Below are 12453 nucleotides of genomic sequence, written 5' to 3'. Positions count from 1 at the left end.
CTAAAATAGCTTTTACCCGTTATTTATTTTGGTGCAATTATTTCTTTACCACCCATGTATGGTCTTAAAACTTCAGGAATTACTACGCTTCCATCAGCTTGTTGATAGTTTTCTAGGATAGCGGCAACTGTACGACCAATGGCAAGAGCTGAACCGTTTAATGTATGAACATATTCTGGTTTTGCATTTGGCTCACGACGGAAGCGGATATTCGCTCGTCTTGCTTGGAAATCCTCAAAGTTAGAGCAAGAAGAAATTTCACGGTACATGTTTTGTGCAGGGATCCAAACTTCTAAATCATATTTCTTCGCTGAAGTAAAACCTAAATCAGCTGTACACATTTTTAGCTTACGATATGGTAAGTCTAGTAATTGCAATACTTTTTCCGCATGATTTGTTAATAGCTCTAATTGTTCGTATGATTCCTCTGGTTTTACAAAGCGAACTAGTTCTACTTTGTTGAACTGATGTTGACGGATTAAACCACGTGTATCACGACCCGCAGAGCCTGCTTCTGAACGGAAGCACGCACTATAGGAAGCAAAGCCTTGTGGTAAAGCCTCAGCCAGTAAAATTTCATCACGATAGAAGTTTGTTACAGGTACCTCTGCCGTTGGAATCATGAAATAATCTGTTTCCTCTAATTTAAATACATCTTCTTCAAATTTAGGAAGATTTCCAGTACCCGTCAAGCTATCACGATTAACAATGACAGGTGGTAGCATTTCCTCATAACCATGCTCCTCTGCATGTAAATCCATCATAAATGTCATTAATGCACGTTCTAAACGAGCTCCAAGCCCGCGATAGAATAAGAAACGGCTACCTGTTACTTTTGTACCTCGTTCAAAGTCAACAATCTTCAAATCTGTAGCAAGATCCCAGTGTGCTTTAATGTCAAAATCAAATGTTGGAATTTGACCCCAAGTATATTCTTCTACATTGTCGTCTTCTGTTGTCCCTACTGGTACAGATTCGTGTGGAATGTTTGGCAAGCGCATCATCATATCTTTAAAGCGCTCTTCAACATCATTTAGTTGAACATTTAGCTCTTTAATTTCATCGCCTACTTGACGCATACGAGCAATAACTTCATCTGTATTTTCCTTGTTGCGTTTCATAATTGAAATTTGTTCAGATACTTTGTTTCGTTCTGCTTTTAATTCTTCTGTTTTAGCAATTAGCTCACGACGCTTTGCATCTAAATCCTCAAAGTCATCTAAGTTGCCTAAATCTTCATTACGTGTTAATAGCATTTCTTTAATTTCCGCGAAATTATCGCGTACGCGTTTAATATCTAACATAGTCATACCTCCAGTAGTTTCATGACATTGCATCCATTAAGTCTTGGTGTAATTGCGTTGCAAGCTAAACTCGAATAGCTCCACTTTCTTTGAATCAAAATAAACACAAAAAAGCCCCCATCCCTAAAAAGGGACGAGAGCTACCCGCGTTGCCACCCTAATTGATCAGGCATATACCTAATCCACTTATTTCATAACGGCATTTCAGCCGGCTACAGCCTACTTACATTACTTCGACTGTGCAACTCCGGGACGGATTCACAAGTGCTTCTATCAGCTTCCACCAACCGCTGACTCTCTAAAAGAAACGTGCTTGCTACTACTTCCCATCATCGTGTTCAGTTATTTAAATTTTAACCATACTGTACTATACGAAAATAGATTTAGCAAGTAATAACATGGTATACAAAATATTACATAATTCTTGAATCACGGTTAATTCCGAATGAAATGCACAACCCAATAAATGACCATTTCGCACTACGATAATTTTCCCCTCATATTTCGCGAATTTCAACATTTTTACTAACTGCTTTAATATGAGGAGCCCGAAGTCTTCAATGGAAAGGTCAGAATAAAACGATTGAATGTTTTCAATAAAGTTATATTTCATTTAGAATATCACAGGATTTTTAATGAATCTTTATTTTAAATAATCGAACTTTGTTATAAATTATTAATCTTTTCAAAAAAACTATAGCTTTTTCTTTTGAGCCTCAGATAATAGGCGACCGATATACTTTTAGAAAATTTCCGAGGTAAATGCTATCACCGCCCTTTAATAATCGCTTCATTGCTCCATTCGTTCAATCACGGTTATATAATAGGAGACAGGATGCGGTAAAATGCTTTTTTTCTATTATTTTAGTCATTATATTTTACTAGCACGCTCTACTTCAAACCGTGTTACCTCAGTTGATAATAGCTTATCTTGCCAAAGCGCTTGAAAATTAGCAAACGGCACTTTTACAATCCCCCATACTCCCTCTAATTGCACGTTAAACTGCTCAAATGCCCAATTCCGCATATACAGAAATACATTCACAAACTCATTGTCGATAAAGTTCGCCTTTTTCATATAAGATGGGATTACACCTAATGAAAGGAAATCTTGGAATTTCACTTCAATGCCAAGCTCTTTATGCAATTCTCTTACCCGATCTTCTACCGTTTCATCAAACACTTTCTATCATAAAGGACATTTTTCATTTTTAGCGAGAGTGTTTGGAAAATATTTCGTTATAGTAGATAGAAGAATGAAAAGGAGGAAAAACATGGTTGATTTTATCCAACGACTACAACAACACGAAGAAAAAGCACTTCGTTATGTAGTCCAACAATATTTAGGGTATGTCAAAGCAATTGCGCATAAAATTTTAGGCGACAGTTTCGGACATATGCTAGTTGAAGAGTGTGTAAATGATGTATTTTTGCTCATTTGGCAAAAGTGTCATCAATTTGAGGGAGATGAAACAGATTTTAAAAAGTGGCTTGGTATAATCGCAAAATATAAAGCAATCGAACTCTATCGAAAACAGCAAAAATATCAAGATACTGTTTCAATCGAGCAGGCACCTCCACAAATTTCACAAGATAATATTGAAATACATTTGGAAAAATCATTTGAAAAAGAAATATTGCTAATTGAAGTACTGCATTTGCCCCCTTCAGAGCGGGAATTATTTTTAATGAAATATTATTTGGATTACACAAATGGCGAAATCGCTGACATTTTACATATTTCCAAAGCCGCAGTTGAAAACCGGCTTTATCGTGGAAAGAAAAAGCTAGCGAAAAATCCAAAGTTAAAGGAGTGTTTATCTTGAAAAGCGAAAAAGATTTTTTGCGTATCGATATTGATGAAATTGAACCTTTTGACGTGTCAAATAACGAGGTAAAAACCGTCATTCAACATGTTTTACGAGAACCTAAAAAGGTCTACCGTATATCTAAATGGGTGGCGGCGGCTGTACTAGCGATTGGCATTGGCTCTATTAGTATATTATCGATACCTACTATCGCATCAAAACTGCCCATCATTGAACAGCTTTTATCGTACTTTTCAGAAGACAAAAAACTCGTTCTCTTTAACGACTATGCAACGGCAGTCGGACAAACCGCCGAAAGCAACGGCATGACAATGAAAATAGAAGATGCTGTTTACGACGGTTATTTAGTTTCCATCGCCTTTTCTATCGAATCTGAAAAACCTTTAGATGACTTACAATTCGTGGAAAGTATACCCAACATCACTGGTCATGAGTTATATAAAGCGGAAAAACATATGCAAAAGGTAGATGAAAATACGTATATTGGCTTTTTAACCTATGAGGTAGCAGATTCCGCAGCACAAAACTCATCTATCGAATTAACTTGGTCGCCGAAAGGCTTTTACGATAGCCATTACAAATCCGTCATTTCTGGTGACTGGACATTTTCTTTCGAGCTGAACAAACTCGATTTACAGGAAACAATCGTCGATAAAACAATTACAAGTGGCACGCGAGATATTGTCATTGATCGCATTGCTTCTACAGGCTATACAACCATTATCTATTTTAGCGGTGACATAGATTTTATGACTGAATTCATTTTCTTAAATGTGAAAGATAATTTAGGAAATGATTATCAATTTGCGCCTACCCATGGAAAAAGGGTTACGAATGATTTTCTTACTGGAACCGTACCGATTTTTGGCTTAGATCAAAACGCCTCTTCCCTACTTGTGACACCGACCATTTACACAATGACGGAAAATAAGCCCTTAACAAAAGAAGAGACTCTTGAAACAGTAGAGGTTCCATTAAAATAGAAGCTATGCATGTATTAGCACTATCGTTTTCTGCATCTTTGTCGAAGGATTAAATATAATGGAATACTATTGGAACGTTACAACATGTACTATAAGGAGGCTCATTCAATTTGGAGGGGTTTGAAATCTTCATTTATATTTGTTTAGTAACTGCAATTGCATTCTTTATTGTTGCGATGCTTCTAAAAAGGAAAAAGAACAATCAATTCATCGGTACAATATTCCTGTCTTTCCTTTTAATTAGCGTAACTATCGTAATCATCAGCTTTTTTATTGGTGGTTGGAGTGGTATGGGGATTGGATTGATGGGTCTCTCTATTTTTATTGGTACTATTATTGGCATTGTTTTAACAAGCTTGCTGCAACTTTTTAAAACAACTTAAATTTCATCTAAGGAAACTATGTAATCTGGCTGACACTAGTGGTGGGCTTGCTACCAAAGGCCAAGTACATTTCTACTATGGCTGACGTGTAAGGTTGCGGTGTTCCATCACCACTCCGTATCCAGTGCATATGTGCTCGTTTTATGTCCAAACGAGGATTTGGGAGAGGTTTATAATTCAATTAATATAGTTAATTTCAAATGAATTACAATTATTTAGTAATGTGGCATTTATTTGATACTGGAACTTCCGTGTATTTCAAACGTATTAAAGTAAAGTTAGTATTTTTAATTAGGGGATGAATGGATGGTTAGAAGAAGAGGAACGTATCAAATGAAAATTCGTGACAAGCAGCTTATTTGTATATTTTGTCAGAATGATGAATTTCAGCATCGTGAGGTTTATATGGATTTAAGTCCTTTAGGTGAAACAGTAACGGAGCAACTTACATTGCAATCATTTTCCTGTACGTCATGTGGCGATATCCGAATGTTTGAAGAAAAGAATCGCTTCGACCATACGTTACAAAAACATGTATCGATTATTGAATATATGGAAGTGATAAAAGAATGAGTGGTACAGATGAACATTTACGCCCCCAAAAAAGTCGCATCACGATTTTTGATGAGCCTATTATTTGTAGTTTTTGTACACATGATGTATTTATTCCTTATGAAGTGTATGTAAATGTTGAACAGCCAGGTATCGGTGTACGTCATGTTCGTTATATAGCAATTTGTCAGCATTGTGGGCAAGCGAAACAATTTGGCGATCCGAGCCATTATGACGCTGAAAAAAACACTTATATTTGGGCATTGAATCAGTATTTAATTTCGATTAAAAATAAAAATTATAAGATCAAAATTTTATTATATGTTGGAAAAAGAAACGGCGATAAAATAACCTCTTTTATAAATAAACTTGCTGAACATTTTAATATAGAAGTAGAAAATATGAGGAGTTTAAAAGGTGGAGCAGTACTTCAAATAAAGATATCTAGTTTTGATGATATACAAACAATTAGGTCTACAATCATGTATAGTGCGAAGTTGCTGAATGTAACGATTAAGGACCTAACTATTAAGTAGGAATATCTAATTTAAATTGCTTGAAATTCCTTGTTCTGTTAAGAATATAGTATTTTTAGGATTGCTGAAGTGGGCATAACCTCTTTTTAAGAAGTGATTAAATAAACAAACCTCAAAACATCAAGTTGATCTTAGCCAAATCATATGCAATGTTACACTAAAAATAAAGTAACAGGTTATTACAACAAACTTTGTAAAATTCCCTAAATATGCTTTGGGTGCTTTTTTATTCAACTAACGTAACCAGGTTAGTTGAATAATGAACAAGAAAGTATTTTAAATAATGTGAGAAACGTTATGTATAATAGAGGCTCATAAAGAAAGTTGTATGAAAAATAGCCGATACAAATTGAAGACTTAGGAGATGTGTTAATTTGGCTTACATTCACGATTTTGGAATAATTGAATGTATTGAAAAAGATAAAGATTATATTGGTTATGAACCTGAAAAATATAATTGCATAGGTGTAGATGGTGACCGTTTTGATGAACTTATGTCTAAGGATTTTGGTAAAAAAATGCACCTCCTAGATACATTCGCACATAACACAAATAGACCTTATAAAAATCTCGCCTATTTTGGAATAACATTGATACCACCGAGTTCTCATAAACAATTTTTAGATATTGTTAGTGAAGCAAACGACGAATACAGATCAGAAGAACTTGAAGAATTGATAAAAAAAATAGCTGAAGCAATAAAAGAAGATAGATGGTTGATTCATTATGGCGTTTAATTTTGTCAATACATACACGTGAGCTTAAGAGGTGATTGTTCAATTAAAACAATCGCTTCTTGAACTAACGGAACAGTTTAGTTAAACAAGAGGGAAAGATGAATTGGAGGGAACTCTGTGAAACCAAAAATGAAAAGAAAAGATTTAATGAGCAAAACAGATATCTCAAACGCTGTTATGGATGTTTTAAGTGAGCATGATTTATCATCCGAAGATAACATCTTAAATAAAGCAATTATTGTCTATCATTACTATTCTGAACTTGAAAGTGGAGGTCACGAAAGCTTATTTAGGTGGTTTGGGCAGCATATTAAGGAGATGGGAATAGATAATTACTTGAATAAACTAATCGGAACCCTTGAGGAAATAGGTGCTCACAATTATGCATTGATTGAGAAAAAGTATTTTAAAGAGATGTGGAACTTGTACATTGCTCTAGCAAATAATGAAATTCATGAAGATGAATTTTATAATGTTATTAAAAAAGCGACCGATGAGTATTACAAGCTTAATAATGAGTTGACAGAGTTATTAAACACATATTTTGTTACTATCTATACTGATTTGATTGAAGTAGTTGAAGATTAATCATTCTTGTTCAACTATCGAAGGCTTTAATGAAACAAGGATTTATAACGTATACATAAATAAACTTAATAAACATTCCCAAATCAAATTTAGGGAGTACAAAAAGAGCCATGAAACGCTATTAATTCAACGTTTCATGGCCGTTCCTATGAACATCATTTATACAACTTTTTATGCACAATCGACAAAAATCAATCATGGCAACGATTGATAACCATTTTGAGTAATGTTACATCCGCTTATTTATTGAATAACTGTATGCTCATATATTGAACATAATATCCTCTTATTTGTTTAGTCTATTTAACTAAAGGATTGGGCTTTCTCGTTCGGAAATCTGTAAAAGCACCTAACACTCTACAATTATCGTGCTGCCGTCCCCATAAAATCGCGCATCTCTACGCTTAATTCATTTAACTGCTCAATAATCGTGCTGAAATCTTGGACAAGTGTTGCTTGTTCAGATGTCGCTTGGTTAATTTGGGATAAATTCTCACGTAATGTATGTAAGTTCGAATTAATATTTTTCAGTGCATCTTCAATATTTTGAGTCGCTGATGACGTTTGAGAAGACAGCTTCCGAACCTCTTGCGCCACAATATTGAATCCGGCACCGTGTACCCCTGCACGCGCTGCTTCAATAGAAGCATTTAGTCCAAGTAAATTCGTTTGATTGGAAATATTTTTAATTAAATCTGTAATACCGTTAGAGCGTTCTGCATCTTCTCGTACTTGCTCCGCCTGTATATTGATTTCATGTGTTGTGGCAGCTAACTGCTGAGAATGCGATGCAATGGTATGCACTTTATCGTGTAAATTATTAATAATCCCGTTCATAGACTGCATGTAACCTTCAAGCTTTAACTTATTTTCAATTGGTACACCAAAGCCAACTGCCCCTATAACTTTTGTGCCTTCTTTAATCGGAAACGCATAGGCATTAAACTCTACACCGTATACTTCTTTACCAACGATAAAATCCGGCTTTTGACCGCGTAGTGCTAACACTAAAATTTGATCATCCACGTTCATTTTTTGCCCTGCCTGATAACCTACATTGATTTTCCCACCAGGTAAATATGCTTGCACAATTTCGTCTCGATCTACGACAACCATTGTCGCCTCACCCTTCATTGCTTCATGTAAATATGGCAACGCTATCGCTAACGCTTGTACTTTATCCATCGTAAATCCTCCGAATAATTTTATTATTTAGAATTTTTATTTTACCTAATTTCACAGATGAATAAAATAACTTTTGGATATATGTTACATTTTTGTACTTAACTCAAGGGATATTTGGTCCATAGATAGCAACTTAATCGTTATGTTAGGCGTAAAAGTTAATGAAAAAATGAGTATCGAAAGAACGCTCTCCCGGTACTCATTTTGACTACGACTACCAAACAGGTGACCAAGTTGTTAAAAATTGTGTTGTTCGTTCCCTGCCAATGCTAATTAATTGTTGCTTCGTTTCTTCATCCAGATCAAACTGTGTCGCACTATAGTTTTCAACTGGAATAAAGATAATATTTTTTTCATGCTTTCGTGAAATATAGCGTTTATCATGTGCATCTTTCATCGTCGCAAAAAGTCCTTCAAATAATTGAATCGCGTTGTCAATTGTTTGTGGTGGCATTTCTTCGCTATTATGGCTTAACTTCATGCCAAGTACAGGGCGCTCTTTATGGCCATTATCATAAATCCACATTGGAAAATTACTTAGTACTCCTCCATCTACAATGACCGAATCCCCCTTGCCATTTTTTAAATACACAGGCTCAAAGAAAAAAGGAATGCCACAGCTCATACGTAACGCACGAGAAATAGGGAATTTCTTACTATCAATACCGTATTTCTTTAAGTCATCTGGCAACACAATCATACGTCCATTTGTTAAATCAGAAGCTACAAGCTTTAAAGCACCACGTTGTAAATCTCCAAATGTATACACACCTTTTGTCGCCAGTTTTTGATAAAACCACTTTTCTAATGTCTTGCCGCGATACAGCCCTAATCGCCTATATAAGTTAATCCACTTAAAAAAAGGAATGTTGAAAAATAATTTAGGTGGATCAAGTAATGTACTTACATCTAGTTCATCTAGAATCGCTTCAATTTCTTTTACACTAAAACCAGCTGCAATGAAGCTCGCTAAAATCGCACCTGCACTTGTACCTGCCACTCGCTGAAATTGTATACCATGCTCTTCTAACACTTGAAGAGCCCCTACATAAGCAAACCCTTTAATACCGCCTCCGGAGAACACACCATCAACAATCATTTACGTCTCCCTCTCCGTTCTTTTTTCTAGTATAAGAACGCTACATGCTATATGTTCCACCTATTGTGTTATGAGAGTCGTTACGTTGCTGATTAAATGCTTTCTATACTGAACAAAACACCTACCATCTGGGGCTAAATAGAAAAAACAGCTTACAAAGTTTGCAAGCTGTTTCACTTTATTTCTTATTACTCAATGCCTTGTGTCCATTCTTTCACTTTTTCTGCATTGGCATCGATCCAATCTTTTGCTGCTTCTTCAGGATTCTTACCACCGTTAATGGCTAACATGACTTCTTCAATATCTTCAGCCGTCCAGTTAAACGCATCTAACACTTTATATGCCTCAGGTGCATCTTCCTCTAAGCCTTGACGTACAAATGTATTGATTGTTTCTTCTCCACCGAATACGCCTTGTGGATCTTCTAAATATTTCAGGTCGTATGAAGCGAATTTCCAGTGTGGAGACCAGCCTGTTACAATAATTTCCTCTTCATTTGCAATCGCTTGATCGAGTGCCACTGTCATGGCACCCGATGAAGAAGGTAGAAGCTCCCAATTTGCAAGGTTCGGATAGTTTCCAATCGCTGCCTCTGTTGCACTCATGACACCCGCACCTGCTTCAATTCCTGTAATCGTTGAACCAGCCTCAGTCGTTAAATCTTCAATGGAGTTGACATCCATATAGCTTGGCACAACTAATCCAATTTTTGCGCCTGTTAAGTTTTCACCTAAGTGCACTAAATTTTCTCCATATTTATCTAATTGAGCCGCATGTGTTGCCGGTAACCAACCAGCTACCATTGCATCGGCCTCTCCTTTTGAAACAGCTTCCCACATAATGGCATTATCTAATGGTGTTAGTGTTACATCATACCCAATATTTTCAAGCACTTGCCCAATCACATGCGTTGACGCAATTTCTGTATCCCATTCTACATACGCTAAATTAACTTCTCCAAGCTTTTCCTCTGTTGTTGCTTCATCTTCTGCACATGCTCCAAGTACCATGCTTACCCCTAAAGCTGCTACTGCAAATGGTAATTTCTTTTTCATTTTTCTAATCCCCTTTAAAACGATTTTTTCTTGTTAAAACTTTGTGTTAGTCGGTCTGCAATAATCGCAAAAATAACTAAGCTTAATCCTGCGACAAATCCATTCCCGACCTGTGCTCGTTGAAGTGCTGATAACACTTCACGCCCAAGCCCCGGCGCACCAATCATAGAAGCAATAACAACCATTGATAGAGACAGTAATACCGTCTGGTTAATCCCTGCCATAATAGTAGACTTCGCTAGAGGGAGCTCTACTTTGAAAAGCTTCTGCTTCCCTGTACTACCATAAGAATCTGCTGCTTCAACAAGCTCTTTTGGTACTTGACGAATCCCTAAATTCGTAAAACGTACAGTTGGTGGTAAAGCAAAAATAACCGATGCAAACACACCCGGTACAACGCCGATTCCAAAAAACGCAACTGCCGGAATTAAATACACAAATCCTGGCATTGTTTGCATAAAATCAAGAATTGGCTTAATGATGCCTTCAGCCACTTTACTTTTAGACATAAGTATCCCAATTGGAACACCTAGAATAATGGCGATAATACTCGCAAATAAAACGAGCGTAATCGTATTCATCAATTGATTCCATAAATCTTGGTTATAAATAAATAGCAAACCAATGACAGAAAATAACGGCAAACCGAAAAGTTTACGTGTTGCAATATAAGCTAATAATGCAATGAGTAATATAAATAAAATCGGTGGGATAGCAGTAAGTAAGCCTGTAAGTCCTTCCATTAAAAATGTGCCACTAGATTGAAGAGACTTAAAGAAACTTGCAAATGTGTCCGTTAACACGTCCATCATTGTTTCTACTGTATCTGCTACTGGGATTGCTGGAATTTGATTAAGCATTAGACGTCACCTCCTCACTTGATGAAGCAAGTGATTCGATAATAACGCCTCGAATTAAAACCCCTCGTAACTTTCCTTGATCGACAACCGCGATTGGTGTAGGACTGTCGGAAATAATCGGCAGCACTTCTTGAATTAACGTTGTTGGCTCCACACAAGGCATATCCTCTTTTACAAAAGGTAGAACCGATTTCTCCCCTTTTTTCGCAGCCTCAAGTGCATCACTTGCGGTAATATACCCTTTGAATTGACGTTTCTTGTCGACTGCAATTAGCACACTAATCTCCTCTTCACGCATACGTTGAAGCGCTACTTTAGGTCCATCACTTTCAATATTCACGGTCATTGGACGCACCATAACACTTTCAACTGTTAATACTTTCGAACGGTCAACATCCTCTAAGAATGTACGAACATAGTTATTGGCAGGGTTTGTTAAAATTTCTTCCCCTGTCCCTATTTGCATGATTTTCCCGTCTTTCATAATGGCAATACGGTCACCAATACGAAGTGCTTCGTTTAAATCATGTGTAATAAATATAATCGTTTTCTGTACTCTTGCTTGAAGCTCTAATAATTCGTCTTGCATATCTTTTCGAATTAACGGATCGAGGGCAGAAAAAGCTTCATCCATTAATAAAATCTCTGGATCATTCGCAAGTGCTCGCGCTAGTCCTACACGTTGCTGCATTCCACCAGACAATTGACTTGGGTATTGGTCTTTAAACGCTAATAACCCCGCATTTTGTAAAGCTTTTTCTGCTTTCAATCTTCTTTCTTCCTTAGCCAATCCACGTACTTCTAACCCATACTCTGTGTTTTCAAGAATCGTACGGTGCGGAAATAACCCGAAATTTTGGAATACCATACTCATCTTTTCACGGCGTACCGCTTGTAATTGCTTTTTATTCATTGTCGAAATATTCTCGTTATCTATGAAAATATCACCACTTGTCGGTTCTATTAAACGGTTTAATAAACGAATTAACGTCGATTTCCCACTACCAGACAACCCCATGATGACAAAAATTTCACCTTCATTAACAGTAAAGTTTGCATCATAAACACCAACTGTAGCACCTGTTTTTTCGAGTATTTCTGTTTTACCCTTTCCTTGCTCTACAAGTTTAAGAGCTTGAGAAGTATGCTTCCCAAAGATTTTGGTGACATGCTCAACTCGAATTTTTCCCATTTTTTCACTTCCAATTTCTATAAAAATTCTCTATAAGTACTCCGACTCATAGTAACAACTTAATGTTAACGTAAAGTTGTTACTTATGTCAATATAACTTTCTTACATAAAAACTAACTTAATCGATGAAAAGGTTTTCATAATCAAGCA

General features: G+C 36.3%; 15 protein-coding genes and 1 other annotated feature. Of the genes, 7 read left to right on the top strand and 8 right to left on the bottom strand.

Translation table 11 applies throughout. The features are described from left to right. Positions 1-23: 23 nt before the first annotated feature. The 3 genes from serS to AC3II9_RS15265 all read right to left on the bottom strand — a co-directional run bounded on the left by serS (position 24) and on the right by AC3II9_RS15265 (position 2487). Positions 24-1304: a serine--tRNA ligase gene (gene serS, locus AC3II9_RS15275; protein ID WP_489156800.1), complete on the bottom strand. Its 1281-nt coding sequence runs from the start codon at positions 1302-1304 to the stop codon at positions 24-26. Between the two features lie 126 nt (positions 1305-1430). Next, positions 1431-1646: a binding site (T-box leader), on the bottom strand. Between the two features lie 25 nt (positions 1647-1671). Beyond that, positions 1672-1917: a hypothetical protein gene (locus AC3II9_RS15270; protein WP_489156798.1), complete on the bottom strand. Its 246-nt coding sequence runs from the start codon at positions 1915-1917 to the stop codon at positions 1672-1674. 258 nt (positions 1918-2175) lie between these two features. Further along, positions 2176-2487 carry an NUDIX hydrolase gene (locus tag AC3II9_RS15265; protein WP_489156796.1) on the bottom strand — a complete coding sequence of 104 codons (312 nt, stop codon included), beginning with the start codon at positions 2485-2487 and terminating at the stop codon, positions 2176-2178. A 91-nt stretch (positions 2488-2578) separates the two neighbouring features. Here AC3II9_RS15265 and AC3II9_RS15260 point away from each other — a divergent pair, with 91 nt between their 5' ends. From AC3II9_RS15260 to AC3II9_RS15230, 7 genes are all read left to right on the top strand, one after another. After that, positions 2579-3130, top strand: a complete 552-nt coding sequence (locus AC3II9_RS15260) for a sigma-70 family RNA polymerase sigma factor (protein ID WP_489156795.1) — start codon at positions 2579-2581, stop codon at positions 3128-3130. Continuing rightward, the gene (locus tag AC3II9_RS15255) at positions 3127-4116 is read left to right on the top strand and encodes a DUF4179 domain-containing protein (RefSeq protein WP_489156793.1); all 990 of its coding nucleotides are present in this window, start codon (positions 3127-3129) and stop codon (positions 4114-4116) included. Before AC3II9_RS15260 ends, AC3II9_RS15255 begins: the two co-directional genes overlap by 4 nt. A gap of 110 nt (positions 4117-4226) precedes the next feature. Beyond that, positions 4227-4499, top strand: coding sequence for a YesK family protein (locus AC3II9_RS15250; RefSeq protein ID WP_489156791.1), 273 nt, complete (start codon positions 4227-4229; stop codon positions 4497-4499). A gap of 306 nt (positions 4500-4805) precedes the next feature. Continuing rightward, entirely contained in the window at positions 4806-5072 is a 267-nt protein-coding gene (locus AC3II9_RS15245; RefSeq protein WP_489156789.1) for a hypothetical protein, read from the top strand. Beyond that, complete coding sequence (locus tag AC3II9_RS15240; protein ID WP_489156787.1) at positions 5069-5587, top strand: hypothetical protein; 519 nt, start codon at positions 5069-5071, stop codon at positions 5585-5587. The genes AC3II9_RS15245 and AC3II9_RS15240 overlap by 4 nt, the downstream gene beginning before the upstream one ends. Before the next feature lie 374 nt (positions 5588-5961). Continuing rightward, entirely contained in the window at positions 5962-6324 is a 363-nt protein-coding gene (locus AC3II9_RS15235) for a hypothetical protein (protein ID WP_489156785.1), read from the top strand. 117 nt (positions 6325-6441) lie between these two features. Continuing rightward, complete coding sequence (locus AC3II9_RS15230) at positions 6442-6912, top strand: DMP19 family protein (RefSeq protein WP_489156784.1); 471 nt, start codon at positions 6442-6444, stop codon at positions 6910-6912. Between the two features lie 363 nt (positions 6913-7275). Here AC3II9_RS15230 and AC3II9_RS15225 read toward each other — a convergent pair whose 3' ends face one another. From AC3II9_RS15225 to AC3II9_RS15205, 5 genes are all read right to left on the bottom strand, one after another. Then, on the bottom strand, positions 7276-8097 hold the full coding sequence (locus AC3II9_RS15225; RefSeq protein ID WP_489156783.1) for a methyl-accepting chemotaxis protein: 822 nt from the start codon (positions 8095-8097) through the stop codon (positions 7276-7278). A gap of 214 nt (positions 8098-8311) precedes the next feature. Then, positions 8312-9196, bottom strand: a complete 885-nt coding sequence (locus AC3II9_RS15220) for a patatin-like phospholipase family protein (protein WP_489156781.1) — start codon at positions 9194-9196, stop codon at positions 8312-8314. Between the two features lie 188 nt (positions 9197-9384). After that, entirely contained in the window at positions 9385-10251 is an 867-nt protein-coding gene (locus tag AC3II9_RS15215; protein WP_489156779.1) for a glycine betaine ABC transporter substrate-binding protein, read from the bottom strand. Between the two features lie 14 nt (positions 10252-10265). Continuing rightward, complete coding sequence (locus tag AC3II9_RS15210) at positions 10266-11111, bottom strand: ABC transporter permease (protein WP_489156777.1); 846 nt, start codon at positions 11109-11111, stop codon at positions 10266-10268. Continuing rightward, a complete protein-coding gene (locus tag AC3II9_RS15205; RefSeq protein WP_489156775.1) occupies positions 11104-12303 on the bottom strand; it encodes a quaternary amine ABC transporter ATP-binding protein in 1200 nt (399 codons plus the stop codon). The genes AC3II9_RS15210 and AC3II9_RS15205 overlap by 8 nt, the downstream gene beginning before the upstream one ends. Between the last annotated feature and the right edge of the window lie 150 nt (positions 12304-12453).

The organism is Lysinibacillus sp. RU7, assembly GCF_057837305.1.
Note: the sequence above shows the minus strand (reverse complement) of the source record. Positions and strands in the feature narration are given on the sequence as shown.

Excerpts from the sequence above, each read along its gene's own strand:
- AC3II9_RS15220 (WP_489156781.1), bottom strand. The coding sequence starts at position 9,196 with ATGATTGTTGATGGTGTGTTCTCCGGAGGCGGTATTAAAGGGTTTGCT.
- AC3II9_RS15205 (WP_489156775.1), bottom strand. The coding sequence starts at position 12,303 with ATGGGAAAAATTCGAGTTGAGCATGTCACCAAAATCTTTGGGAAGCAT.
- AC3II9_RS15245 (WP_489156789.1), top strand. The coding sequence starts at position 4,806 with ATGGTTAGAAGAAGAGGAACGTATCAAATGAAAATTCGTGACAAGCAG.
- serS (WP_489156800.1), bottom strand. The coding sequence starts at position 1,304 with ATGTTAGATATTAAACGCGTACGCGATAATTTCGCGGAAATTAAAGAA.
- AC3II9_RS15270 (WP_489156798.1), bottom strand. The coding sequence starts at position 1,917 with ATGAAATATAACTTTATTGAAAACATTCAATCGTTTTATTCTGACCTT.
- AC3II9_RS15240 (WP_489156787.1), top strand. The coding sequence starts at position 5,069 with ATGAGTGGTACAGATGAACATTTACGCCCCCAAAAAAGTCGCATCACG.
- AC3II9_RS15210 (WP_489156777.1), bottom strand. The coding sequence starts at position 11,111 with ATGCTTAATCAAATTCCAGCAATCCCAGTAGCAGATACAGTAGAAACA.
- AC3II9_RS15215 (WP_489156779.1), bottom strand. The coding sequence starts at position 10,251 with ATGAAAAAGAAATTACCATTTGCAGTAGCAGCTTTAGGGGTAAGCATG.
- AC3II9_RS15260 (WP_489156795.1), top strand. The coding sequence starts at position 2,579 with ATGGTTGATTTTATCCAACGACTACAACAACACGAAGAAAAAGCACTT.
- AC3II9_RS15225 (WP_489156783.1), bottom strand. The coding sequence starts at position 8,097 with ATGGATAAAGTACAAGCGTTAGCGATAGCGTTGCCATATTTACATGAA.